This is a genomic window from Polynucleobacter sp. MWH-Loch1C5 (assembly GCF_018881775.1).
Classification (GTDB): Bacteria; Pseudomonadota; Gammaproteobacteria; order Burkholderiales; family Burkholderiaceae; genus Polynucleobacter.
In genome coordinates this window covers 896,224-918,667 of record NZ_JACVPR010000001.1, presented here as the reverse complement: position 1 = coordinate 918,667, position 22,444 = coordinate 896,224, and the positions used below count along the sequence as shown (strand labels likewise).

Annotated in this window: 22 protein-coding genes; 12 read left to right on the top strand and 10 right to left on the bottom strand. The window is 44.5% G+C overall.

Annotated features, from left to right (window positions below; translation table 11 throughout):
• Window positions 1-42: 42 nt before the first annotated feature.
• From ICE94_RS04660 to ICE94_RS04640, 5 genes are read left to right on the top strand one after another with little or no spacing between them, the layout of a single operon-like run.
• On the top strand, window positions 43-1,374 hold the full coding sequence (locus tag ICE94_RS04660; protein WP_216149345.1) for an NAD(P)/FAD-dependent oxidoreductase: 1,332 nt from the start codon (window positions 43-45) through the stop codon (window positions 1,372-1,374).
• Window positions 1,371-2,138 (top strand): DUF1365 domain-containing protein, encoded by a 768-nt coding sequence (locus ICE94_RS04655; protein ID WP_216149343.1) that lies wholly within the window; start codon window positions 1,371-1,373, stop codon window positions 2,136-2,138. The genes ICE94_RS04660 and ICE94_RS04655 overlap by 4 nt, the downstream gene beginning before the upstream one ends.
• A complete protein-coding gene (locus ICE94_RS04650; protein WP_216149341.1) occupies window positions 2,135-3,361 on the top strand; it encodes a cyclopropane-fatty-acyl-phospholipid synthase family protein in 1,227 nt (408 codons plus the stop codon). Before ICE94_RS04655 ends, ICE94_RS04650 begins: the two co-directional genes overlap by 4 nt.
• On the top strand, window positions 3,348-4,127 hold the full coding sequence (locus tag ICE94_RS04645; RefSeq protein WP_255539083.1) for an SDR family oxidoreductase: 780 nt from the start codon (window positions 3,348-3,350) through the stop codon (window positions 4,125-4,127). The genes ICE94_RS04650 and ICE94_RS04645 overlap by 14 nt, the downstream gene beginning before the upstream one ends.
• On the top strand, window positions 4,127-4,546 hold the full coding sequence (locus ICE94_RS04640) for a nuclear transport factor 2 family protein (protein ID WP_216149339.1): 420 nt from the start codon (window positions 4,127-4,129) through the stop codon (window positions 4,544-4,546). The genes ICE94_RS04645 and ICE94_RS04640 overlap by 1 nt, the downstream gene beginning before the upstream one ends.
• On the opposite strand, the gene ICE94_RS04635 is transcribed toward ICE94_RS04640, so the two are convergent.
• From ICE94_RS04635 to argS, 3 genes are read right to left on the bottom strand one after another with little or no spacing between them, the layout of a single operon-like run.
• The gene (locus ICE94_RS04635) at window positions 4,547-5,191 is read right to left on the bottom strand and encodes a thiol:disulfide interchange protein DsbA/DsbL (protein ID WP_216149337.1); all 645 of its coding nucleotides are present in this window, start codon (window positions 5,189-5,191) and stop codon (window positions 4,547-4,549) included. It lies immediately after the preceding gene.
• 14 nt (window positions 5,192-5,205) lie between these two features.
• On the bottom strand, window positions 5,206-5,766 hold the full coding sequence (locus ICE94_RS04630) for an SPOR domain-containing protein (protein ID WP_216149335.1): 561 nt from the start codon (window positions 5,764-5,766) through the stop codon (window positions 5,206-5,208).
• Window positions 5,767-5,775: 9 nt separating this feature from the next.
• Window positions 5,776-7,536 carry an arginine--tRNA ligase gene (gene argS, locus ICE94_RS04625; protein WP_216149333.1) on the bottom strand — a complete coding sequence of 587 codons (1,761 nt, stop codon included), beginning with the start codon at window positions 7,534-7,536 and terminating at the stop codon, window positions 5,776-5,778.
• A 48-nt stretch (window positions 7,537-7,584) separates the two neighbouring features.
• Here argS and ICE94_RS04620 point away from each other — a divergent pair, with 48 nt between their 5' ends.
• The gene (locus ICE94_RS04620) at window positions 7,585-7,905 is read left to right on the top strand and encodes a DUF1840 domain-containing protein (protein ID WP_216149331.1); all 321 of its coding nucleotides are present in this window, start codon (window positions 7,585-7,587) and stop codon (window positions 7,903-7,905) included.
• Here the strand turns inward: ICE94_RS04620 and metH are convergent.
• A complete protein-coding gene (metH, locus tag ICE94_RS04615) occupies window positions 7,889-10,585 on the bottom strand; it encodes a methionine synthase (protein WP_216149329.1) in 2,697 nt (898 codons plus the stop codon). The two genes, ICE94_RS04620 and metH, sit on opposite strands and share 17 nt — an antisense overlap.
• On the bottom strand, window positions 10,585-11,622 hold the full coding sequence (locus ICE94_RS04610; RefSeq protein WP_216149327.1) for a homocysteine S-methyltransferase family protein: 1,038 nt from the start codon (window positions 11,620-11,622) through the stop codon (window positions 10,585-10,587). Before ICE94_RS04610 ends, metH begins: the two co-directional genes overlap by 1 nt.
• Window positions 11,623-11,725: 103 nt before the next feature.
• On the opposite strand from ICE94_RS04610, the gene ICE94_RS04605 reads away from it, so the two are divergent.
• Window positions 11,726-12,187: a PhaM family polyhydroxyalkanoate granule multifunctional regulatory protein gene (locus ICE94_RS04605; protein ID WP_216149325.1), complete on the top strand. Its 462-nt coding sequence runs from the start codon at window positions 11,726-11,728 to the stop codon at window positions 12,185-12,187.
• Here the strand turns inward: ICE94_RS04605 and ICE94_RS04600 are convergent.
• Entirely contained in the window at window positions 12,111-13,169 is a 1,059-nt protein-coding gene (locus ICE94_RS04600; RefSeq protein ID WP_216149323.1) for an MBL fold metallo-hydrolase, read from the bottom strand. The genes ICE94_RS04605 and ICE94_RS04600 overlap by 77 nt on opposite strands.
• A 40-nt stretch (window positions 13,170-13,209) precedes the next feature.
• Between ICE94_RS04600 and aceK the strand changes: the two genes are divergently transcribed.
• Genes aceK through ICE94_RS04580 form a run of 4 tightly spaced genes read left to right on the top strand, consistent with a single transcriptional unit; the run spans window position 13,210 to window position 16,753 of the window.
• Complete coding sequence (gene aceK, locus ICE94_RS04595; RefSeq protein WP_216149321.1) at window positions 13,210-14,988, top strand: bifunctional isocitrate dehydrogenase kinase/phosphatase; 1,779 nt, start codon at window positions 13,210-13,212, stop codon at window positions 14,986-14,988.
• 1 nt (window position 14,989) lies between these two features.
• Window positions 14,990-15,661, top strand: coding sequence for a carbonate dehydratase (gene can / locus ICE94_RS04590; protein WP_216149319.1), 672 nt, complete (start codon window positions 14,990-14,992; stop codon window positions 15,659-15,661).
• A 1-nt stretch (window position 15,662) separates the two neighbouring features.
• A complete protein-coding gene (locus tag ICE94_RS04585; protein ID WP_216149317.1) occupies window positions 15,663-15,839 on the top strand; it encodes a DUF1289 domain-containing protein in 177 nt (58 codons plus the stop codon).
• The gene (locus ICE94_RS04580; RefSeq protein WP_216149315.1) at window positions 15,803-16,753 is read left to right on the top strand and encodes an MBL fold metallo-hydrolase; all 951 of its coding nucleotides are present in this window, start codon (window positions 15,803-15,805) and stop codon (window positions 16,751-16,753) included. The genes ICE94_RS04585 and ICE94_RS04580 overlap by 37 nt, the downstream gene beginning before the upstream one ends.
• On the opposite strand, the gene ICE94_RS04575 is transcribed toward ICE94_RS04580, so the two are convergent.
• Window positions 16,750-17,733, bottom strand: coding sequence for a tripartite tricarboxylate transporter substrate-binding protein (locus ICE94_RS04575; protein ID WP_216149314.1), 984 nt, complete (start codon window positions 17,731-17,733; stop codon window positions 16,750-16,752). The two genes, ICE94_RS04580 and ICE94_RS04575, sit on opposite strands and share 4 nt — an antisense overlap.
• Window positions 17,734-17,838: 105 nt before the next feature.
• Here ICE94_RS04575 and ICE94_RS04570 point away from each other — a divergent pair, with 105 nt between their 5' ends.
• Window positions 17,839-18,831, top strand: a complete 993-nt coding sequence (locus ICE94_RS04570) for a nitronate monooxygenase family protein (RefSeq protein WP_216149312.1) — start codon at window positions 17,839-17,841, stop codon at window positions 18,829-18,831.
• Here ICE94_RS04570 and ICE94_RS04565 read toward each other — a convergent pair.
• The 3 genes from ICE94_RS04565 to glmU are packed head-to-tail and all read right to left on the bottom strand — an operon-like array spanning window position 18,804 to window position 22,439.
• On the bottom strand, window positions 18,804-19,229 hold the full coding sequence (locus ICE94_RS04565) for a putative toxin-antitoxin system toxin component, PIN family (RefSeq protein WP_216149310.1): 426 nt from the start codon (window positions 19,227-19,229) through the stop codon (window positions 18,804-18,806). The genes ICE94_RS04570 and ICE94_RS04565 overlap by 28 nt on opposite strands.
• Window positions 19,230-21,050, bottom strand: a complete 1,821-nt coding sequence (glmS, locus tag ICE94_RS04560) for a glutamine--fructose-6-phosphate transaminase (isomerizing) (RefSeq protein WP_216149308.1) — start codon at window positions 21,048-21,050, stop codon at window positions 19,230-19,232. It lies immediately after the preceding gene.
• Between the two features lie 21 nt (window positions 21,051-21,071).
• Window positions 21,072-22,439 carry a bifunctional UDP-N-acetylglucosamine diphosphorylase/glucosamine-1-phosphate N-acetyltransferase GlmU gene (gene glmU, locus ICE94_RS04555; RefSeq protein WP_216149306.1) on the bottom strand — a complete coding sequence of 456 codons (1,368 nt, stop codon included), beginning with the start codon at window positions 22,437-22,439 and terminating at the stop codon, window positions 21,072-21,074.
• Between the last annotated feature and the right edge of the window lie 5 nt (window positions 22,440-22,444).

The following is a 22,444-nucleotide window of genomic DNA, read 5'->3' as shown; positions in this document are numbered from 1 at the left end:
AGGGGTGTCTTGTGGCTTTCTTCTATTTAAACGAAAGTCAATATGAAAATAGCCATCATTGGAGCAGGTATCTCTGGCCTAGGATGTGCCTATGCGCTCAGTAAAGAATCGAATTTTGAGATTGATCTTTATGAAGGTCAGCGTCATATTGGCGGACATAGCTACACCATTGACTTAACTCTAGAAGATGTCACACATGGCATTGATACGGGGTTTTTAGTATTCAACCATCGGACCTATCCCCGTCTCGTCAAACTCTTTAATGAGCTCGAAGTCCCTGTCTCTAATTCCGAGATGACTTTCTCAGTATCGATTCCGAGAAAGAATGAAGCTCCATTGGAATGGTCGGGTACTAATCTCAACACACTCTTTGCCCAAAGAGAGAACTTGTATAACCCAAAGTTTCTCAAAATGGTCTTTGACATACTGCGCTTTAATAAGCAATGTACGCAATTGGCAGAAAGTGGCGCCCTGAATCAACTGAATGATTCAGTTGCTGACTTTTTAAGCAAAAATCGTTACAGCCAATACTTCAAGGACTGGTACTTCTTGCCTATGATTGGTGCCATTTGGTCATGCCCAGTTGAGCAAATGCTGGAATTTCCAATGTCAACCATGATTCGTTTTTGTCATAACCATGGCTTGATTCAAGTGAATGACCGTCCGCAATGGATGACTGTCAACGGAGGCTCACGAGAATACGTCAAACGTATCGTGGCAAAACTCAATGCATCAGGTGTTCAGATTATCAAAGATCAGGTAACGACAGTGCGTCGTGGCAAATCGATTGAGGTATTGACTGAGAATAACTCACTCAAACACTATGACCATGTGATCTTTGCCTCTCATAGTGACCAAACCCTGAATATGCTAGGAGATGCTCATCCCGATGAAGCAAAAATATTAGGGGCCGTTCGCTATCAAAAAAATCGCGCTGTAGTTCATACAGATAGAAGTCTTTTGCCGCAAAATGAAAATTGCTGGTCGGCTTGGAACTACACCACCAATAATCGAGCGACACTGGCAGATCGCAGAGTCTGCGTGAACTACCTCATCAACAAATTACAACCCCTACCTGCGGCATGGAAAGATCAAGCCGTGGTGGTGAGCTTAAATCCGGTTAAAGAACCACAAGCACGACTAAAGCGTATGGAAATTGAGTACGAGCACCCTATATTCGATGCCAAAGCGATTGAAGCTCAGCAACAATTAAGCCTCATCCAAGGTATTAGAAATACTTGGTTCTGCGGCGCTTGGACGGGTTATGGTTTTCATGAAGACGGTCTGCGCTCCGGCGAATTAGTCGCACAAGCGCTTACAAAACTTCATTCAACAGAAACTGATACGAGCTCCGAAGTATTTGAGGCTGCATGAAACTAGCATCAATCTGTTTTGGTGTTGTCAGGCACGCTAGGCTTAAGCCTGTGCAAAATGAATTTCGCTATGGGGTCTTTCATTTACGCATCCCCATGATGGCTCGCGCTCAATCTAAAACAGGTATTGCTCAATTAGGCCTAGGCGATAACTCATTTTCTTGGCTCAGCTTTTATGACAAAGACCACGGCAATGGTGATCAAAACTCGCTGAAGTGGGCGCAAGACCTAGCACGAGAATTTGGCATCGATGCAGAGCTAGATGAAATCTGGCTACATACATTTCCGCGTGTACTCGGATATGTATTTAATCCTGTGAGTTTTTGGTTTTATACCAATAAAGACAAGCAAACAATAGCTATCTTGGCTGAGGTCAATAATACTTTTGGCGAGCGCCACTGTTACTTTCTAAAAAAACCTGATTTAGCCCCCATAGCCTGGGGTGAAACCTTGCAAGCCCAGAAGATTTTTCATGTATCGCCATTTTGCGATGTAGCAGGCAAATACTTATTCCGCTTTGGCTCATTCAATGGCCAACACATCGCACGTATTGAATACCATCATGACGGCCCTCTATTAATTACTAGTATCAGTGGCTCAGAAAAAAGTATCGCCCTAGGTCAATTATTCTGGTCCGCACTACGTTACCCAGCGATGAGTATCGGTGTTATTCTGCGTATTCATTGGCAGGCGTTGAAGCTCTGGATTAAAGGCGTCAAGTTTTATAGCAAACCCAATCCCCCAACCATGCGAGTTAGCGAATGAGTAGCAGTATTAATGAATTAAATCTATCGTTAAATAGCATGCCTTGGCATGCCAAAGTTGTTCTGAATCTGTTAAATAGACTCGAATATGGACAGCTAGAAATCGAAACTCCTAGCAATGAGATCTTGTTTTTTTATGGCAAACAAGATGGTCATCATGCTCATATCAAGATCCATGATTGGGCAGTCTGTGAAAGAGCTCTCAAGTCCGGTGATATTGGTTTTTGTGAAGCCTATATCGATCAATTATGGGACTCCAAAGATCTTCTAGCATTACTTAGACTACTCTTGCAGAATCGCCGTACGATAGAGCGCGTCATCTACGGTAGTTGGTGGGGTCGATTGACTTACCAAATCAAACACTGGCTCAACCGCAACTCAAAATCTGGAAGCAAAAAGAACATCCATGCTCACTATGACATTGGCAATGCTTTTTACTCCCTGTGGCTTGATCCCACTATGACTTACTCCAGCGCCTTGTTCAAAAAAGAAGATGAAAGCCTGATTCAGGCGCAAATTAATAAATACCAACGCATCATCGATGAGCTGGGCATCTCTAAAGAGCATCGTTTACTAGAGATTGGTTGTGGCTGGGGTGGCATGATGGAAGTGGCCACTCAACAAGGTATTGCCATTGACTGTTTAACCATTTCTCAAGAACAAGCTAAATTTGCCAAAGAACGTGCGCAACGCATTCATCAAACTGAGCGTGCGCAAATTTTGATTCGCGACTACCGAGATCATACTGATCAATATGATGGCATTGCTTCTATTGAAATGTTTGAAGCTGTCGGTGAACAATACTGGGATACTTACTTCAAGACCGTATATCAGTGCCTCAAACCAGGCAAAAAAGCTTGCATTCAAACCATTGTGATTGCCGATCATTTATTTGAGCGCTATCGTGAAGGCACAGACTTTATTCAACAATATGTTTTCCCAGGGGGCATGCTGCCTTCTGTGCAGGCCTTTAGCATGGCTGCGCAAAAAGCAGGGCTGATGGTTACCAACACTTATAGCTTCGGGCAAGACTACTTCAAAACTCTATGCCTTTGGCATAAGAAGTTTATGGCCAATTTAGATACGGTCAAAGACCAAGGCTTTGATGAGTCTTTTATACGCCTGTGGAGTATGTATCTGATGTACTGTGCGGCGGGCTTTGCCGAAAACAGTATTAATGTGGCTCAACTGACTCTCATGAAGCCTGATCATGCCTCTGAATAAACCCATTTCTAGCTTTGCAGGTCAGCGTGTTTGGATTATTGGCGCATCTAGTGGCATAGGGGCTGCTTGTGCAGAAGCTTTTATCGAAGAGGGCGCTCAGATTGCAATTAGTGCGCGACGCACTGAATTACTGAATGACATTAAGAGCAAATATCCCAATAGCAGTATTGAAGTTCAGGCTTGTGATGTCAGCGATCCAGCTTCTATTCAAACATGTTATGACACGCTCATTCAACGTTGGGGCGAAATTGATTTAGTCTTATTTGTCTCAGGTATATATACACCACTACGTGCCGAGCAATTCACATTAGTGAAAGCCAAACCCATTATGGATGTGAACGTTATGGGACCCATGGCGACTGTCGCAACAGTGCTTCCCAAAATGCTAGAACGTGGTCACGGTGGTATCGGCATTGTCAGCAGCGTGGCAGGTTATAGTGGCCTACCTAAAGCACTAGCCTATGGTCCTAGCAAAGCTGCCATGATTAATTTTTGTGAGACTTTATTCTATGACTTACAGCCTAAGAATATTAATGTTTACATGATCAATCCTGGGTTTGTAGAAACTCCAGCGACGGCCAAAAATGATTTTTATATGCCCGGGCTAATTAGTAGTGCCCACGCTGCCCAAGAGATTTTGCAAGGCATCAAAAGAGGCGAGTTCGATATTCATTTCCCGAAAGGCTTTACACGTTTTTTAAAGTTTTTGAGAATCTTGCCTTACCCACTTTATTTTTATCTTGTACGTAAATTTGTGAAGATTTGATGATGCTTGAGCGACTCATTCAGGCTTATGAAAATCTAAGGCCAGAGACTATAGATCATCTTATAGAGCTCTATGCCAAAGACGCTTTATTCAAAGACCCCTTTAATGAAGTCCAAGGTCAAGAAGCGATTCGAGCTATTTTTACGCATATGTTTTCTCAGGTGAATGAGCCACGCTTTAAAGTGACTCACCATCTCCATGATGCCAAGAGCGCCTACTTGAGCTGGAATTTTCATTTACGCTTTAAGCGATGGTCTAGTGCAGAACAGATAATTCGCGGGTGCACCTATATTGAGTTCAATAGCGAGGGCTTGATCAAAAACCATCGAGATTACTGGGACGCAGCCGAAGAACTTTACGAGAAACTTCCCGCGATCGGTAGTTTCATGCGCTTTTTAAAGCAACAAGCACGCAACTAATTAACGTTTCTCTTTTTTAGCTCTGGCGATTAAATGATCCATTGTCTGGATCGCTCTGGCTTTTGATCCGCCAGCAATAGATGGGGAAGTAATATATTTCCCCTGCACAGCTACAGTAGGTACACCTTCGATACGGTATGCCTGAGCAATTTGATTGGCTGCACGGGCTTTTGAAATCACTGAAAATGATTTAAATGCATTAGAAAACGCATTTCGATCAACGCCTTGAGACGCTATCCAATCCATCACCTCAGCCTCAGTCATCAAACGGCGCTTGGCAACATGCATGGCTTCCATGACTTTAGCGTGTAAGTCAGATCGACCTAAAGCCTCAATGGCGTAAAACAATTGACTATGAATCAATAAATCATCTCTAAAGGCCACGGGTACTTTTTTAACGACAACATCTTTATCCTGGCGCTTGATCCATGCTGCTAACTCAGGCTCAAAATCATGACAGTGTGGGCAGCCGTACCAAAAGAATTCTAAAACCTCAATCTTGCCTTTAGCTTCGGTAGTTTGAGCAACCGGCAAAACTCTAAAATCGAAACCCTCTTCAATCGGTCTTGTTTGAGCGTGTGCAGTGAGGCTGAGTAAGCCGATAGACCAAAAGATAGCTAGCAAACTTCTTCTTAACCAACGCATAGAGATGCCCTTAATTAATTTGCTTTATTGATTCTGATAACAGTAGAGGGAATGCTGGCTGATTGCAGCTGGGCTCTTTTTTGAATCACTTCATCTTGGCCGATAAAGGGACCCACACGAACACGCCATAAAATAGAGCCATCCACTTCACGCTCTGAAATCACTGCCTCAAGACCTTGCATCGCTAAAGATGCCTTCTGTCGTTGAGCTTCATCTTGATTTCTGAATGCCCCTGTTTGTAACCAGTATTCTGCGCCTTGAGCCGAATCAGCAATGGCGGCAATAGGATCTTTGCTCTTTTTTGCAGTCGCCGACTTACTTTGCAAGGGTTTATTTAAATCAACTCGCTCTTCTACCTGAATCTCACCTTCATCAATCGCTTGTGCCACCGGCGCTTTATTATTTGAGAGCTCAGGGGCACGCAAATTTAGCTTAGGCTCAGGCGCACCACGCGTCAAAGTAATAGCCACGCCTACTGCTATCGCAAGGCCTAAGAGTAATCCCAAAACGAAACCCATCAGAGTTCCGCCAGATTGAGAGTGTTGTCTAAATTGAGCTTGTGAGTTCATAGGCATATATTACTCTTACATCTTTTCGGGTGCGAAAACCCCTAATACAGCTAATCCATTTGCAATGACCTGACGAGCAGCCAGTAATAAGGCTAGGCGCGCCTGCTTCAGAGCCTCGTCGTCGACCAATACACGCTCGGCGTTGTAAAAGGCATGGAAGTCACTGGCTAAATCTCTCAAATAGAAAGCGACCGCATGGGGTGCCAGATCTTTAGCGGCATTAGCCAACATATCTGGATATTCTGCTAAACGCTGCAAGAGTTGATCACTAGCAGTGCCTGTTAACAAAGATAAATCAGCCTTATTTAGAGATTTTTCATCACCGCCCCACTGGCGCAAAATAGAGCAGATTCGGGCATGCGCATACTGCACATAGAAAACAGGATTTTCGTCGTTTTGCTTAAGAGCCAAATCAACATCAAACACAAATTCAGTATCTGCTTTACGTGAAATCAAGAAAAAACGTACGGCATCTCTACCCCGACGAATCGCATCTTGTTTTTCACTCTCAGTCATAGAGTCCTGATAACCGCCTGACCATTCGATCAAGTCACGCACCGTGACATAAGATCCAGCGCGCTTAGAAATCTTGACCTCTTCACCGTTACGCATCACAGTCACCATCTTGTGTAATACGTAATTAGGATAGTCTTTAGGTATATCCCAAGATCTCTTTAAAGCTAAACCTTGTATGCCAGAGCGTACTCGAGCAATGGTGCCGTGGTGATCGCTACCTTGAATATTAATCACATGCGTAAAGCCACGAGACCATTTACGTCCATGGTATGCCACATCAGGTACAAAGTAGGTATAGCTACCGTCAGACTTACGCATCACACGATCTTTGTCATCACCATCGTCTGTGGTTCTTAACCATAAGGCACCCTCAGACTCATAGCAACGGCCTGCCGCCTGTAGGTCTTCTACCGCTTGCTCGACACTACCATCAGCATACAAAGAAGACTCTAAATAGTAACAATCAAACTTCACCCCAAACGCTTGTAAATCAATATCTTGTTCGTGGCGTAAATAAGCAACAGCAAAACGACGGATTGACTCCAAGTCGTCAGCATTGCCTGAGGCTGTCACTGCCTCACCATCGGCTGCTTTAACACTCTTCTTGGCTAGAAAATCTTGTGCAATATCAGCAATATACTCACCGTTATAAGCATCAGTAGGCCAAGCAGCATCACCCGGTTGATGACCTTTAGCACGAGCCTGAACAGAAATAGCTAAGTTTTGTATCTGAACCCCTGCATCGTTGTAATAAAACTCACGGTGAACTTGCCAACCTTGAGTCATCATTAAATTAGATAAAGCATCGCCAAGCGCTGCTTGTCTACCGTGGCCCACATGCAGCGGACCAGTAGGGTTGGCAGACACAAACTCAAGCAAGACTTTTTGATAATTAGCCGCCTGAAAACCATAACACGGCCCCTCACTCAATACTTGGGTAATCACTGCTTGCTTAGCGCGCGCAGCTACTCTGAGATTAATAAATCCAGGGCCTGCAATTTGTATATCAGACAGAAATTCCGAGAAACTCGGGTCACTAGAAATATTGGCAATGAGCTGTGTGGCTAAGTCACGGGGATTCATTTTCCATGAACGCGCCAATTGCATGGCCACATTACAGGCTAAATCACCATGCTCAGCAACCTTAGGGCGCTCAAGCTGTATGGCAGGTATTTCACCGTCAATCTGTTGTTGACTGGCTATTTGTTCTAAGGCTTTATGAAAAAGCTTTGCTATTTGATTTTTAATTACTGGTAGCATACAGGCATCAAGTTTATCAGTTTGCTTAATCTATTCATTTACATAACTATGTTGTATCGCTTTCAATCTAAAGAAGCACCCGACGTATTGATGCTCTCTGATTTAACCGAGCGGCTTTTCAACATCATTGAAAAACCGCTAGAAAAACAGGGGGTCTTTCTTCTTGAGCAATTACCCGATGCAATTTCAAAGTTAGAAGCTGCTATCGAGATAGATGCACAACTACGCCAGAAGTCTGTCGAATCCTTATCTGAAGACGAACAAGCAGCCCTCAAAAAAAATGATCGCTTAGGCCAACGCGCTCACCCATTTTTAGAACTTCTCAAAAAAGCTTTAGCGACTCAAAAAATAGTTATTTGGGGCGTTTAGCAAAATCACTAACCTGATCGTCTCCTAAGCGACCCACATCAAAATATTGCGCATGAGGCGAGGCAATGTAAAAGCCGCTCACACTAGACGCTGGAACCATCGCCATACTTTCAGTCAAACTCATCCCAATTTCATCAGCCTGTAAAACCTTGAACATGTTTTCCTTGACTGTATGATCAGGACACGCTGGATAACCGGGCGCCGGGCGAATACCTTGATATTTTTCACCAATCAGATCTTCGTTACTTAAATTTTCTTGGGCCGCATAGCCCCAGAGCTCCGTTCTCACACGTTGATGCATGCACTCAGCAAACGCTTCGGCCAAACGATCTGCTAAGGCCTTTAACATAATAGAACTGTAATCATCGTGTTTAGCTTCAAACTCAGCTAATTTTTTCTCGATACCTAAACCCGCGGTGACAGCAAACATGCCAACATAATCTGCAACGCCACTCTCTTTGCTGGCCACATAATCTGCTAAGCAGCGATTGGGCTTTTTAACACCATCAACGACGGGTCGGTCGCTTTGTTGACGATAGTTCTTCCACACAAGTAAGGCCTGTTGACGCTCTTCAGTCTCATACAGATGTATATCATCACCAACACCATGGGCCGGATAGATACCGATAATGGCGTTCGCTTGCAACCAACGCCCCTGAATGAGTTTCTGCAACATAGCCTGCGCATCTTGATAGACCTTCTTCGCAGAATCTCCCACAATCTCATCTTCTAAGATCGCCGGGAACTTGCCGGCTAAATCCCAAGTTTGGAAGAACGGTGTCCAGTCAATATATTGCGCAATAGTTGCCAAGTCGTAGTTCTTAAAAACACGGCGCCCAATAAACTTGGGCTTCGCAATGGTTTCTTTAGCCCACTCAATTTTTTCTTTATTCGCGCGAGCCTCTTCAAGACTAATTAAAGGCATCTGCTTTTTATTAGCATGCTGCTCACGCACACGCTCGTACTCCGCCTTTAGATCCTCAATGAATTTTCTAGCACCTTCATCCGAGAGTAAACTAGATGCGACCGAAACAGCGCGCGAGGCATCTGGCACATACACAACAGGGCCTTCATAAAATGGGGCAATTTTTACAGCAGTATGCACTCGAGAGGTCGTTGCTCCACCAATCATTAAAGGCATTTTTCTACTTCTGAAGTATTCATCACGCTGCATTTCTTGAGCAACATAGGCCATCTCTTCAAGAGACGGTGTAATCAGACCCGATAAACCAATCATGTCTGCATTTTCTTCTTTTGCCACCTTCAGAATTTCAGCACAGGGGACCATCACACCCATATTGACGACATCAAAGTTATTACATTGCAAGACAACAGTCACAATGTTTTTACCAATATCGTGCACATCACCCTTAACGGTAGCAATCACAATCTTGCCTCGTGATTTAACGTCACCACCACTTGCAGCAATAGCTTTTTTCTCTTCTTCAATAAAGGGCACCAAATGCGCTACCGCCTGTTTCATGACGCGCGCACTTTTCACCACTTGAGGCAAAAACATCTTCCCCGCGCCAAAGAGATCTCCAACCACATTCATGCCATCCATGAGGGGGCCCTCAATAACCTCAATGGGTCGCCCACCCGCGGCGGCAATTTCTTGGCGCATCTCTTCCGTGTCTTCAACAATATGTGAAGTAATACCGTGAACTAAAGCATGCGTTAAGCGCTCTCTGACTGAGGCCTCACGCCAAGCTAAATTTTCTTGAACTTTAGCGCCACCACCCTTGAACTGATCAGCTATCGCTAACAGACGCTCCGTAGGTGTTTGACCCTCTTTTTCTTTAAAACGATTGAGCACCACATCTTCGACACGCTCACGCAGTACTGAATCCAGATCTTCGTAGACACCCAACTGCCCGGCATTCACAATGCCCATATCCATGCCTGCTTTAATCGCATGGTATAAAAAAACCGTATGGATTGCTTCGCGCACCACATCGTTACCACGGAACGAGAAGCTCACATTAGATACACCACCACTGACTTTGGCACCCGGTAAATTCTTTTTAATCCATGCCGTTGCCGAAATAAAGTCATTGGCATAGTTATCGTGCTCTTCGATACCCGTGGCTATGGCAAAAATATTAGGATCAAAGATAATATCTTGTGGGTCAAAACCAATTTGCTTGACTAAGATTTTGTAACTACGCTCACAAATCTCAATTTTTCTCTGATAAGTATCTGCCTGGCCTTTCTCATCAAAAGCCATCACTACAGTGGCAGCCCCATAACGTCTGATGAGCTTGGCCTGACGAATGAACTCGGCTTCCCCTTCTTTTAAGGAAATAGAGTTAACAATCGCTTTACCTTGCACACACTGCAGACCAGCCTCAATAACGCTCCATTTAGAAGAGTCGATCATGACCGGCACACGAGAGATATCTGGCTCTGAAGCAATCAAGTTTAAAAAACGGACCATTGCCGCCTTCGAATCCAACATGGCTTCATCCATATTGATATCGATAATCTGCGCACCGTTTTCCACCTGTTGACGAGCAACGGTGAGCGCCTCGTCATACTGGCCATTCAAAATCATGCGAGCAAATGCCTTAGAACCCGTCACGTTGGTTCGCTCACCGACATTCACAAAACCGACTACGGGCGTAATGTTACAAGGCTCTAAACCAGATAAACGCATGGCTGCCATTCTTGCCTCACTCATTACACAGCCTCCTTATAGGCTGCCCATGAACGAGGCTGACGTTGACTTACCGCTTGCGCTATCGCCCGTATATGGTCTGGAGTAGTACCGCAACATCCGCCCACCAAATTGACTAGACCGTCTTTAGAAAACTCATCTAAGAGTCGTGAGGTGACCTCGGGGGTCTCATCAAAACCGGTGTCACTCATGGGATTTGGTAAACCTGCATTGGGATAGCAAGAGATGGCGGTATCGCAAACTTTAGCCAACTCTGCAATATATGGGCGCATGAGTGTTGCCCCTAAAGCACAATTCAAACCAAAGGTAATTGGCTTGGCATGTCTTAAGCTATTCCAAAAAGCTTCAACCGTTTGGCCGGACAAAATACGTCCTGATGCATCAGTGACTGTTCCTGAAATCATCACTGGCAAACATTCGCCCGTATTTTCAAAAAACTCATCGATCGCAAACAATGCCGCTTTGGCATTCAAGGTATCAAAGATAGTTTCAACTAAAAATAAATCTGCGCCACCCTCAAATAAGGCTTCCGCTTGTTCATAGTAAGCAGCTCTCAACTCTTCGAAGGTCACATTACGCGCACCAGGATCATTCACGTCCGGTGAAATACTGGCAGTTTTTGGAGTAGGGCCTATAGCTCCAGCTACAAAACGGGGCTTACCCGGTGTGGAAAATTCTTCACAAGCTTGTTTTGCTAAACGCGCGGAAGCCAAATTCATTTCTTTGGCTAACTCAGGCATTTTGTAATCATCTTGAGCAATTCGGGTCGCACCAAAAGTATTGGTTTCAATAATATCGGCACCCGCATCTAAATATTGACGATGAATATCTAAGATCACTTCTGCCTGGGTGATGCTTAGTAACTCATTATTCCCTTTAAGATCAATCGGATGATCTTTGAAACGGGTGATGGCAGGTAGGCCACGATACTGCTCTTCAGAAAGTTTTCTCTGTTGAATCATAGTACCCATCGCCCCATCCAAAATAAGGATGCGTTGCTTTAGTAATTCAGGAATATTCTTAGCGCGGGTATAAAGCATAAGTCTTAGTGTTTGCCTAACTTGCGGCAAATCGATTAAACCTATATTTTATCGTTAATAACGATATATTTCTGATTTACTTAACTTTTTCGGGGGAGTTTCTATGTTTGGTGCTATGCCTGACTTCAATCAAAGCCTAGAAATGTTCAAAACCATGTGGGGCAACTCCCCAACTCCCGGCGATGCTAGCGGCTTTGGAGCTGGCATTGGTGGCGGTGCAGCTATGCCCACTCTGAATATTGAAGAGCTCGATAAGCGCATTCAAGATCTAAAGAGTGTTGAAAACTGGCTGCAAATGAATATGAATGTCCTCAGAAGTACGATTCAGGGCCTTGAAGTCCAACGAGCCACCCTGGCCGCCCTGAAATCATTTAGCGAAGCCATGACCCCTGAAGCCATGGCCGAAGCCTCCAAGGCGGCTCAAAAAGCTGCCAACCAGGCGACTCAGGCAGCTACAGATATGGCCAAAAAAATGACTAGCGCTAGCTTTAGCCCTTCGAAAAGCGCAAAATCCCGTCCGCGCAAAGCTCCCGCGACAAAGACCCGGCGTGCCAGAGGTAGTTAAGGTGGGCAATCGCCTCACCCATAGCAAAAGTTAATTGGTGCAGATCTAGCGCTCTTTTAAATAAAACAGGCACTAGATCTCGAGCAGATTGAGGGGCTTGCCCACATGCAGTGAGCGTCTCTTCTAGACGAGCCTCATGGTGCTGCCTTAATTGCTCAACCCTTAAATGTAGGCCCCGAAATGGTTTGCCATGCGAGGGCAATACTAAGGTGTCTGCTGGCAAGTCTGCATAGCGAGACAATGAGTCCAGATAAAGCTTCAGTGGATTGGCATCAGGCTCACTATCAAAGACACTCACATTAGTGGAAATCCGGGGCAAAACCATATCCCCAGAAATTAAAATACCTTGGGCCTCACAATAAAAACTTAAGTGTTCAGGGGCATGGCCATAGCCAGCAATGACACGCCAGCGATGATTGCCTATCTGAACCTGATCATCATGCATCAAACGGGTGTAACGCAAAGGCATGCTTGGCACCATATTTTGATAATAGTTTGCTCTTTGTCTAATCTTTACTAGATCATCAGGGTCGGCTAAGCCATGCCGCTGAAAATGTTCGGCTGCACCACCACCTCCCGCGACTGAACCTTGTTGGCTCCCCTCAGTGCTAATAAGCCATTTAGCCAAAAGGTAATCTGTCATACTCATCCATAAGGGCAAATGATATTGTTCGCACAACCATGCCGCCAAACCCACATGATCAGGGTGCATATGAGTGACAAAAAGTCTTTTTAATGGACTATTGGACAGCTCATCACGAAAAATAGCCTGCCAAGCATTTTGCGTAGTCTCATGGCTAATCCCTGTGTCGATGATCGACCATGCCCCCTCTGAATTTTCACCATCTTGGACAAGCCATAGGTTAATATGGTCTAAAGCAAAAGGCAGGGGCATTCTGACCCATCGCAAAAAGGGAGTAATCGCAATGGTTTTTCCGGCATCTGGGACAGTATCCGCCCAGGGATAGATCAATGTCTGCATGTCAGTTTGCGTTATGAAACATCAGCTACGATAACTCACTATGGCACATTTTCCCAAATTACTCTCTTCCCAGGTTGCTTTTGATATGGCTCAGACCTTAGTCGATGGTTTTAATCGACATTATCGAATCTTTCGGGAAGCAAGCCGTGAAGCAAAAACACAGTTTGAACAAGAAAATTGGTTAGGTGTTAGACAGTTACTGCGTGACCGCATTGCGTATTACGATAAACGTGTCGCAGAAACAGTGGTCACTCTTGAAGATGAATATGATGCCGTGAGCCTCAATGATGAGGTATGGCAACAGGTTAAGCTGCACTATATTGGTTTACTTACGGAACATCATCAGCCAGAACTGGCTGAGACTTTTTTCAATTCCGTTTGCACTCGCATACTGAATCGCTCCTATTTTCATAACGACTTCATTTTCATTCGGCCCACCATCTCAACCGAATATATTGAAAATGATGAACCACCGACAAGACCGACCTATCGCGCCTACTATCCCGGGAATTTAGCCGGCTTAAAAAGTACTTTTGAAAAAATTATTTCTAGTTATGAACTCAGCAATCCATTTGAAAACCTCAATCGTGATATCAGCTTTGTAGTCAAAGCTATCGAAGAAGAAGTTGGCTTAGCAGAAATCAGAACTAATTTTCAGGTTCATGTACTGACTTCTTTATTCTTCAGAAATAAAACGGCCTACATTATTGGTCGCCTGATCAATGGTGATCGCACGATCCCCTTGGCCTTGCCTATTTTGCACAATAAGAATCATCAGCTTTATATAGATACAGCCCTACTTAAAGAAGAAGACTTGGTGGTCATCTTTAGCTTTACGCACAGTTACTTTTTGGTAGAAATGGAAATCCCATCGGCTTATGTCACCTTTTTAAGAACAATCATGCCGCATAAGCCAAGAGCTGAAATCTATAACTCTCTAGGCCTACAAAAGCACGGGAAAAATCTCTTCTATAGAGACTTTCAACATCACTTACTACACTCGACTGATCAATTTAGGATTGCGCCAGGTATCAAGGGCTTAGTAATGTTGGTATTTGATTTACCAAGCTACCCCTATGTATTCAAATTAATTAAAGACTACTTTCCGCCACCCAAAGAAACGACTAGGGAATTGATTCAATCGAAATACCAATTAGTTAAGCAGCATGATCGCGTTGGGCGCATGGCTGATACTTTGGAATTTACATCTGTCGCTTTTCCCTTAGAACGCTTTGAGCCTGAGCTCATTGAAGAGCTGAAAAAACATGCCGCCTCACAACTTGAATTTGGCAAGGATATTGATGGGCAAGATGAATTAGTGATTAAACACTTATACATTGAACGTCGTATGACGCCGCTGAATATTTATCTCCAAAACGGCACCGAGGAACAAGTTGAGCACGGCATTATTGAGTATGGTAATGCGATCAAGGAACTGATTGCTGCCAATATTTTCCCTGGCGACATGCTTTATAAGAACTTTGGCGTTACGCGTCACGGCCGAGTTGTCTTTTATGACTACGACGAGATTGAATACCTTACCGACTGTAATATTCGCAAGGTGCCAGTTGCCAGAAACGAAGAAGATGAACTATCTGGTGAGGTTTGGTACAACGTGGGGCCTCACGATATCTTCCCTGAGACATATAACACCTTCTTGTTAGGGGATGAGAGGGTGCGCAAATACTTTTTAAAACATCACGCTGACTTCTTTGAAGCCAGTATGTGGCAAGTTCATAAAGACAGAATTTTGGCCAATCAAGTCCATGATTTTTTCCCTTATGACAAAAAACTAAGATTTATTAATCGCTATCAATAATATGAATCCGTCGAACAACCCCTATCTGTTAGCCAACCTACTTGAGAATAATCAAACATGGGTTAAACAGGTCACAGAAACAGATCCTGAATATTTCTCACGCTTAGCTACACAGCAAGCCCCTGAGTATTTATGGATTGGTTGTTCGGATTCCCGAGTACCCGCTAATCAAATAACCGGCTTAGCACCTGGAGAGGTATTTGTTCATCGCAATATTGCCAATGTGGTGGTTCACACGGATTTAAATGCCTTATCTGTTATTCAATTTGCTGTTGATCAGATAAAGGTCAAGCATATTATTGTGGTGGGTCACTACGGCTGTTCTGGCGTACGCGCGTCTCAATTAGGCCTCAGAATTGGCTTGGCAGATAACTGGATACGCCATATACAAGACGTCAAAGATAAGCATGGCAGATATCTAGGGAGCATCTTGCAAAAAGATACGCAACTCAACTATCTTTGTGAGCTGAATGTTATTGAGCAAGTGATGAACGTCTGCAATACAAGCACTATTCAAGATGCCTGGGCCAGAGAACAAGATGTGACTGTGCATGGCTGGATTTATGATCTCAAGGACGGACGCCTCAAAGATTTAGGGATGAGTGTTCGTAATACTGACGAGCTAGAAAGTCGTTATCAGGCGACAATACAAAAAAACTACGCTTATTCATAAGATGGAGCCATTGAGAACACACTCCCCCTGCATCAATTTGTGCAAGATGGATGATGAGGATCGCTACTGCCTTGGCTGTCGCCGCACTCTTGATGAAATTGCGGTCTGGTCTGAACTATCAGACCTAGAAAAAGATGCCTTATGGCAAGTGCTAGACCTAAGACGCCAAGCATCTTGAAATCACTAGCAGGTATTCGTTTTATTGAAAGAGGTTGGCTATCAGCCAACAACATCTTTATCTTTAACCAAGATGAGTTACATATTGTTGATACTTCATACGATAGTCATCGCGCACAAACTCTCTCATTAGTACAACAACATTTAAATCAGCACCCTCAAAGTCAGTGTGTATCGATAATTAATACTCATCTTCATTCTGATCATTGTGGCGGCAACGCAACTCTGCAGTCTGCTTTTCCACAAATCAAAACGTATATCCCTCAAGCCAGCTGTGAGGCTGTAAAAAACTGGGATGAAACACAATTAAGCTTTATTCCGACAGGGCAAGAATGCTCACGCTTTCAGTTTGATCAAGCTCTTCAAGTGGGTCATCAACTGACTCTGGCCCAGCGCACCTGGGATATTCTCGGCGCTCCAGGTCATGACCCAGACTCAGTCATTTTGTACAACGCGCAAGATGGCTTATTAATTTCTGCCGATGCTCTTTGGCAAAATGGTTTTGGCACTATTTTCCCAGAGCTTATTGGTGAAAGTGGCTTTGACGAAGTGAGTCAAACTCTGGATCTTATTGAATCTCTAGATGTGCAATTAGTCTTGCCCGGCCATGGCCCAGCTTTTAGTGACCTTGCTAGCTCGCTTCATACGGCAAGGTCAAGGCTCGATTATTTAGCCCAAGACCCAAAAAGAAATGCCAAGCACGCCGCTAAAGTTTTACTTAAGTTTCGATTATTAGATTGGCAATCTATTCGGCTTGATGATGCACAAGATTGGATAGTCAAAACACCCCTATTTAGCTCAATAGCGAAGATTTTGGGGATGTCTTTGGATGAGATAAAAAAATGGGCGCCACGTGCTCTTATTGAAACAGGTGGCGCCCGATTGTCAGGCGATCTATTGATTAATCAGAATTAATCAGCGTATACGCCAGCTTTCTTGATGATTGGGCCCCACAAATCAATCTGAGCCTTCAAGTGAGCCTTGTGACCTGCTGGGCTAGCATTTTTCTCATTAGGTACAGCAGCACCTAATTCAGCCATCTTAGCTTTATAGCCAGCGTCGTTAATACCTTCCTTAACAGCAGCAGCTAATTTTTCTACCGCAGCAGCAGGAGCACCTTTCGGAGCATAAACGCCATGCCAAACGTTCACTTGGAAGTTCTTCAAACCCTGCTCATTCATAGTTGGGATATCTTTGAATGCTGGGATACGTTGCATAGTTGTAGCACCGTAGGCTTTAACAGCACCTGAGTTCAACTGACCAGCAATGTTTGTAGTTTGGTCACACATCAACTGTACTTGACCACCAATCAAATCTGTCAAAGCAGGGGCTGTACCTTTGTATGGAACAGTCGTCATGTCTACTTGAATAGTGCTCATGAACAGCAGACCGCACAGGTGGCTCGCTGATCCAATACCAGCATTGGCATATGACACTTTTGTGCTGTTTGCTTTGATGTATGCCAAGAGCTCAGTCAAATTCTTTGCTGGCACAGCTTTGTTAGCAATCATAACCATTGGCACGTCAGCCACTTGGCCTAAGTGTTCGAAATCTGTATTGGGGTCAAAGCCAAGATTCTTATACAAAGATGGGGCTGTTGACATGCCAATGTGGTGAATCAAAATCGTATAACCATCTTTTGGAGCAGCCAATACCTTCTTAGCGGCAACAGTACCACCAGCACCTGGGGAGTTATCAACAATCACTTGTTGCTTAAGTGACTTAGTCATCACTTGAGCTAATTCACGAGCTACCTTATCAGTTGGGCCGCCAGCAGCAAAAGGAACCACGAGAGTGACAGGCTTGTCACTTGGGAAAGCTGCTTGTGCAGCAGACGCGAATACGCCAGCAGCTAAGCTTAATGCCAAAGCTGTGCGACGAATATTTTTGTTCATATAAAAATTCTCCTAAGTTTTTATGCCATAGATAAAAAACTATATAGCGGTTATATTGTAAGGAAATATTAAGAAAAGTCGACCTAAAAAGCCCTACTCATACCTATGAATAACCCTAAATTAGCCAAGAACTCCCATTTACCTCAGGTTTTACAAGGCTTACGCCTACCTGTGATTGCGGCGCCCATGTTCATCGTGAGCTACCCTGAACTTGTCAAAGCACAGTGTATGTCTGGGATTGTGGGCTCGTTTCCGGCGCTCAATGCTCGTCCTGCAGAACTCCTAGATGATTGGTTAAGCCAACTCAAAGAAGAACTTGCAGAAGAACAGGCTAAAAACCCAGCCAAAAAAATCGGTCCGATAGCAGTGAATCAGATTGTTCATATGTCTAATCAAAGACTTGAGCAAGACGTGAGAACTTGTGTCAAACACCAAGTGCCCATCTTTATTACTAGCTTGCGCGCACCCATCAAAGAAATTTTGGATGCGGTTCACAGCTATGGCGGGATTGTTTTACATGATGTCGTGAATATTCGTCATGCTGAAAAGGCACTTGAGGCAGGGGTCGATGGTTTAATTTTAGTTGCCGCTGGCGCAGGAGGTCATGCGGGCACTCTATCTCCCTTTTCATTAGTAGGTGAAGTCCGTCAGCTCTTCAAGGGTCCCATAGCACTCTCAGGCTCTATTTCTAACGGCCAATCGATACTGGCTGCCCAAGCTATGGGTGCAGACTTTGCTTATATGGGCACTCGGTTTATTGCCAGCCAAGAGGCCCATGCATCTCAAGCCTATAAACAGGCCATCATTGATGCTCACGCTGCCGATATTGTGTACACCGATTTCTTTACGGGTATTCATGGCAACTATATTCAGCAAAGCATTATTAGCGCCGGTCTAGACCCTAAAAATCTGCCGAGCGTTGACAAATCAAAAATGGATTTTCAAAAAGCCAATCAAGATGAAGCCAATGCAAAAGCCTGGAAGGATATTTGGGGTGCAGGGCAAGGCGTAGGCCTGATTAATGACGCTCCCAGTATTGCCGAGATTGTGCAACGCCTGGAAGATGAATATCAAAGCGCCAGAAGAAATTTATTGTGATCATTCGTGATCACAACCCCACACTGACGAGCTCTTTTAGCCAACTTTAATACTTGCTTGTCTTTGGACAGTAAAGTGCATGGTCGGTGACTGAATGCCAAATTGAGATAAATTTGGTCATCTTTATCTTTACATTTCCATGGTGCAGTTTCTACAGCCTCATCATGCTCTAAGGTGAGCCATGCTAACAATTGCTGATGAGCCTTCGTTTGCGCTTCTCGATCCAAATTAAATTGTGGTCGAGCAATGACATCCAAAAATTCTGCCACGGTATAGGAAGAACCTAACGCAATGACTTGAGATTCATTCAGAGCGGTACGCAATGGATGCGCTCTTTGATCATCAAAGACCAATAAATCTAAAAGAATATTGGTATCAATAACCAGCTTAGACTTCAATTATTCAACCGTCACTGACTTGGCTAAGTTGCGCGGCTTATCCACATCAGTACCTCGCGCACAAGCGGTATGGTAAGCCAATAATTGCAATGGCAAGACATGCAAAATCGGTGATAAATGACCATAGTGCTCTGGCATACGTATCACCTGTATACCATCAGAGCTCGCAATTTGCGTATCTGCATCAGCAAACACATATAACTTACCACCCCTCGCCTTCACTTCCTGCATATTGGACTTCAACTTCTCCAAGAGTGCATCATTGGGCGCAACAGTAACAACTGGCATCTGCTCAGTCACCAAAGCTAACGGGCCATGCTTGAGCTCACCCGCAGGGTAGGCTTCTGCATGAATATATGAAATCTCTTTTAACTTCAATGCGCCTTCTAAAGCGATCGGGTAGTGCAAACCTCTACCTAAAAATAGTGCGTTTTCGCACTTCGCAAAGCTCTGACTCCAAGCCATAATTTGCGGCTCGAGTGCTAGCACCGCATGAATTGCTGCCGGCAAATGTCGTAATTGATGTAAAGCCAACTGCTCATCAGCAAGACTTAAACGTTTCTTCACCTTCGCCAAGCTCAATGCCAGCAGATAAAGTCCTGCCAACTGAGTTGTAAACGCCTTCGTAGAAGCAACACCGATTTCAGTACCCGCATGCGTTAAAAATGCAAAATTGGTTTCTCTAACCATCGCACTTGTAGCCACATTACACACCGCGAGTGATTGAGTATGCCCCAATGCTTTGGCATGTCTTAAGGCTGCTAATGTATCTGCGGTTTCACCTGATTGAGATACGACCACTACTAGATTTTTAGCATTAGGCACTGTATCTCGATAGCGATACTCACTAGCAATTTCTACTTGAACAGGAACCTTGGCAATCGATTCAATCCAATATTTTGCAGTAGATGCGGCGTAGTAACTTGTACCGCAGGCCAACATCAACACACCCTCTAGCTGATTAAATTGCTCTTCTGTAGCACCAAATAAATGGGCTCCCACCGACTCCACATTAGAAATGGTATCGGCAATAGCTCTGGGCTGCTCAAAAATCTCTTTCTGCATGAAATGCTGATAAGGCCCCAAATCAACTGCAACTGCTTGCTCTGGAACTGGCTTTTTTTCACGCGTCAGAATTTCTCCAGCTGCGTTAGTAATCTTGACATTACTATGGCTGAGCACTGCAACATCCCCTTCTTCCAGATAAACCATCTGTTTAGCATGCTCGGCCACTGCCAAAGCATCAGAGGCCAAAAAGTTTTCGTTTTCACCAAAGGCCAATACCAAGGGAGACCCTACGCGAGCACCTACCAATAAATCTGGGCTATCTTTACAGATCACAGCAATTGCATAGGCGCCATGTAAACGGGGTAAGGCCATGCGAACCGCTAAGTCTAAATTCTGTTGCGCTTGATGGGTATACAAATGATGTATTAAATGCGCAATAACTTCTGTATCTGTTTGCGATACAAATTGATAACCGGCAGACTTGAGCTCTTCACGCAGTTCTTCATAATTTTCAATGATGCCGTTATGCACTAGGCCAATTAAGTCATGTGAAAAGTGAGGATGCGCATTGTGCGTATCGGGTTTGCCATGTGTGGCCCAGCGCGTATGGGCAATGCCTAATGAGCCTTGAAGCAATTTCCCTTGTTCAGCCAAATCAGCAACCCGCTCTGTGGTTCGTGCGCGCACTAGGGCATTATTTTGTACCACCGCAAAACCACAAGAGTCATAGCCTCGATATTCTAGGCGTCGTAAGCCCTCTACTAGGACATCGATAATATTTCTTTGAGCAACAGCTCCAACAATTCCGCACATGGATTTCTCTAAATAATGAGCTTATTTTTTAGTCTTGACTGGCCTTTGCCAATGAAGAGATGTTTGTTTAACACGTGTAACCGTTAATTGATTCTCTGGCGCGTCCTTTGTTAGGGTCGTACCTGCTCCAAGAGTGGCATTTTTACCTACGCGAACGGGTGCAACTAGCTGTGTATCCGAACCAATAAAAGCACCGTCTTCAATAATAGTTAAATGCTTATTAGCGCCATCGTAGTTGCAGGTAATCGTACCTGCACCGACATTCACTCCCTTACCAATCTGGGCATCACCCAAATACGCTAAGTGGTTCGCCTTACTACCATCATCAATAGTGGTCTTCTTGACTTCCACGAAGTTGCCGATATGAACATCTTCACCGAGCTGCGCACCCGGTCTAAGACGCGCATAAGGGCCAATCTTAGATCGTGCACCAATAGTCGCTTCCTGAATATGACTAAATGCCTCAACAGTCACGCTCTCACCAATCACCGCATCTTGAATCACACAGTATGGGCCAATATGAACCCCTCGAGCCAGTTGCACGCGCCCAATAAAAATACAGCCCACATCAATGGTGACATCTTCTTCACAACTAAGCTCCCCACGAATATCAATTCGGTGGGGATCCATCACAGTCACCCCTTGCTCCAAGAGAGCTTGGGCTAAATGATTTTGCCAAGCACACTCCAAGTCGGCCAACTGCTTTTTGCTGTTGACGCCCGCTGTTTCCCATGAATACTGAGCCTGCGTGGTGATCACTGGCACACCATCGCGCACGGCCATTTCAATGATGTCCGTTAGGTAATATTCTTGTTGAGCGTTATTGGCACTTAAACCTGATAGCCAAGTCTTTAATGTCGCTGTGGGGGCTATCATCAAACCCGTATTCACCTCACGAATTGCACGAAGCTCAGGGCTTGCGTCTTTTTCTTCAACAATTGCCGCTACAGTGGTATCTGCGTTACGCACAATCCGACCATATCCAGTCGGGTCGTCCATGAATTCAGTCAAGAGTCCTAAAGAACCCTGTTGGGCCAATAACGCCAGTTTTTGTAATGTGCTTGCAGAGATCAGTGGCACATCGCCATATAAGATCAAAGTCTGATCATCTGAACGTAGAGCAGGAACCGCTTGAAGCACAGCATGTCCGGTACCTTTTTGCTCTTTCTGTACAACAATTTGCGCCGCAGAAGAGATGCTATTTAAATAGGATTCGACCTGACTAGATCCGTGACCGACCACGACGACCACGTTAGCCTTAGGGTCTAAGGCGCTAGCAGTATCAAGCACCCATCCCAGCATAGGCTTACCTGCAATAGGATGCAAGACTTTTGGCAAGGTAGAGCGCATTCGCTTTCCTTGGCCGGCAGCTAAGATCACGATATTCATTAATA

Coding starts and splice junctions, on each gene's coding strand:
- ICE94_RS04660 (WP_216149345.1), top strand. CDS start 43: ATGAAAATAGCCATCATTGGAGCAGGTATCTCTGGCCTAGGATGTGCC.
- glmS (WP_216149308.1), bottom strand. CDS start 21,050: ATGTGCGGAATTGTTGGAGCTGTTGCTCAAAGAAATATTATCGATGTC.
- glmU (WP_216149306.1), bottom strand. CDS start 22,439: ATGAATATCGTGATCTTAGCTGCCGGCCAAGGAAAGCGAATGCGCTCT.
- ICE94_RS04640 (WP_216149339.1), top strand. CDS start 4,127: ATGATGCTTGAGCGACTCATTCAGGCTTATGAAAATCTAAGGCCAGAG.
- aceK (WP_216149321.1), top strand. CDS start 13,210: ATGGCACATTTTCCCAAATTACTCTCTTCCCAGGTTGCTTTTGATATG.
- ICE94_RS04645 (WP_255539083.1), top strand. CDS start 3,348: ATGCCTCTGAATAAACCCATTTCTAGCTTTGCAGGTCAGCGTGTTTGG.
- ICE94_RS04600 (WP_216149323.1), bottom strand. CDS start 13,169: ATGCAGACATTGATCTATCCCTGGGCGGATACTGTCCCAGATGCCGGA.
- ICE94_RS04570 (WP_216149312.1), top strand. CDS start 17,839: ATGAATAACCCTAAATTAGCCAAGAACTCCCATTTACCTCAGGTTTTA.
- ICE94_RS04655 (WP_216149343.1), top strand. CDS start 1,371: ATGAAACTAGCATCAATCTGTTTTGGTGTTGTCAGGCACGCTAGGCTT.
- ICE94_RS04580 (WP_216149315.1), top strand. CDS start 15,803: ATGGCAAGTGCTAGACCTAAGACGCCAAGCATCTTGAAATCACTAGCA.
- ICE94_RS04650 (WP_216149341.1), top strand. CDS start 2,135: ATGAGTAGCAGTATTAATGAATTAAATCTATCGTTAAATAGCATGCCT.
- argS (WP_216149333.1), bottom strand. CDS start 7,536: ATGCTACCAGTAATTAAAAATCAAATAGCAAAGCTTTTTCATAAAGCC.
- ICE94_RS04575 (WP_216149314.1), bottom strand. CDS start 17,733: ATGAACAAAAATATTCGTCGCACAGCTTTGGCATTAAGCTTAGCTGCT.
- ICE94_RS04630 (WP_216149335.1), bottom strand. CDS start 5,766: ATGCCTATGAACTCACAAGCTCAATTTAGACAACACTCTCAATCTGGC.
- ICE94_RS04635 (WP_216149337.1), bottom strand. CDS start 5,191: ATGCGTTGGTTAAGAAGAAGTTTGCTAGCTATCTTTTGGTCTATCGGC.
- metH (WP_216149329.1), bottom strand. CDS start 10,585: ATGAGTGAGGCAAGAATGGCAGCCATGCGTTTATCTGGTTTAGAGCCT.
- ICE94_RS04605 (WP_216149325.1), top strand. CDS start 11,726: ATGTTTGGTGCTATGCCTGACTTCAATCAAAGCCTAGAAATGTTCAAA.
- can (WP_216149319.1), top strand. CDS start 14,990: ATGAATCCGTCGAACAACCCCTATCTGTTAGCCAACCTACTTGAGAAT.
- ICE94_RS04610 (WP_216149327.1), bottom strand. CDS start 11,622: ATGCTTTATACCCGCGCTAAGAATATTCCTGAATTACTAAAGCAACGC.
- ICE94_RS04620 (WP_216149331.1), top strand. CDS start 7,585: ATGTTGTATCGCTTTCAATCTAAAGAAGCACCCGACGTATTGATGCTC.
- ICE94_RS04585 (WP_216149317.1), top strand. CDS start 15,663: ATGGAGCCATTGAGAACACACTCCCCCTGCATCAATTTGTGCAAGATG.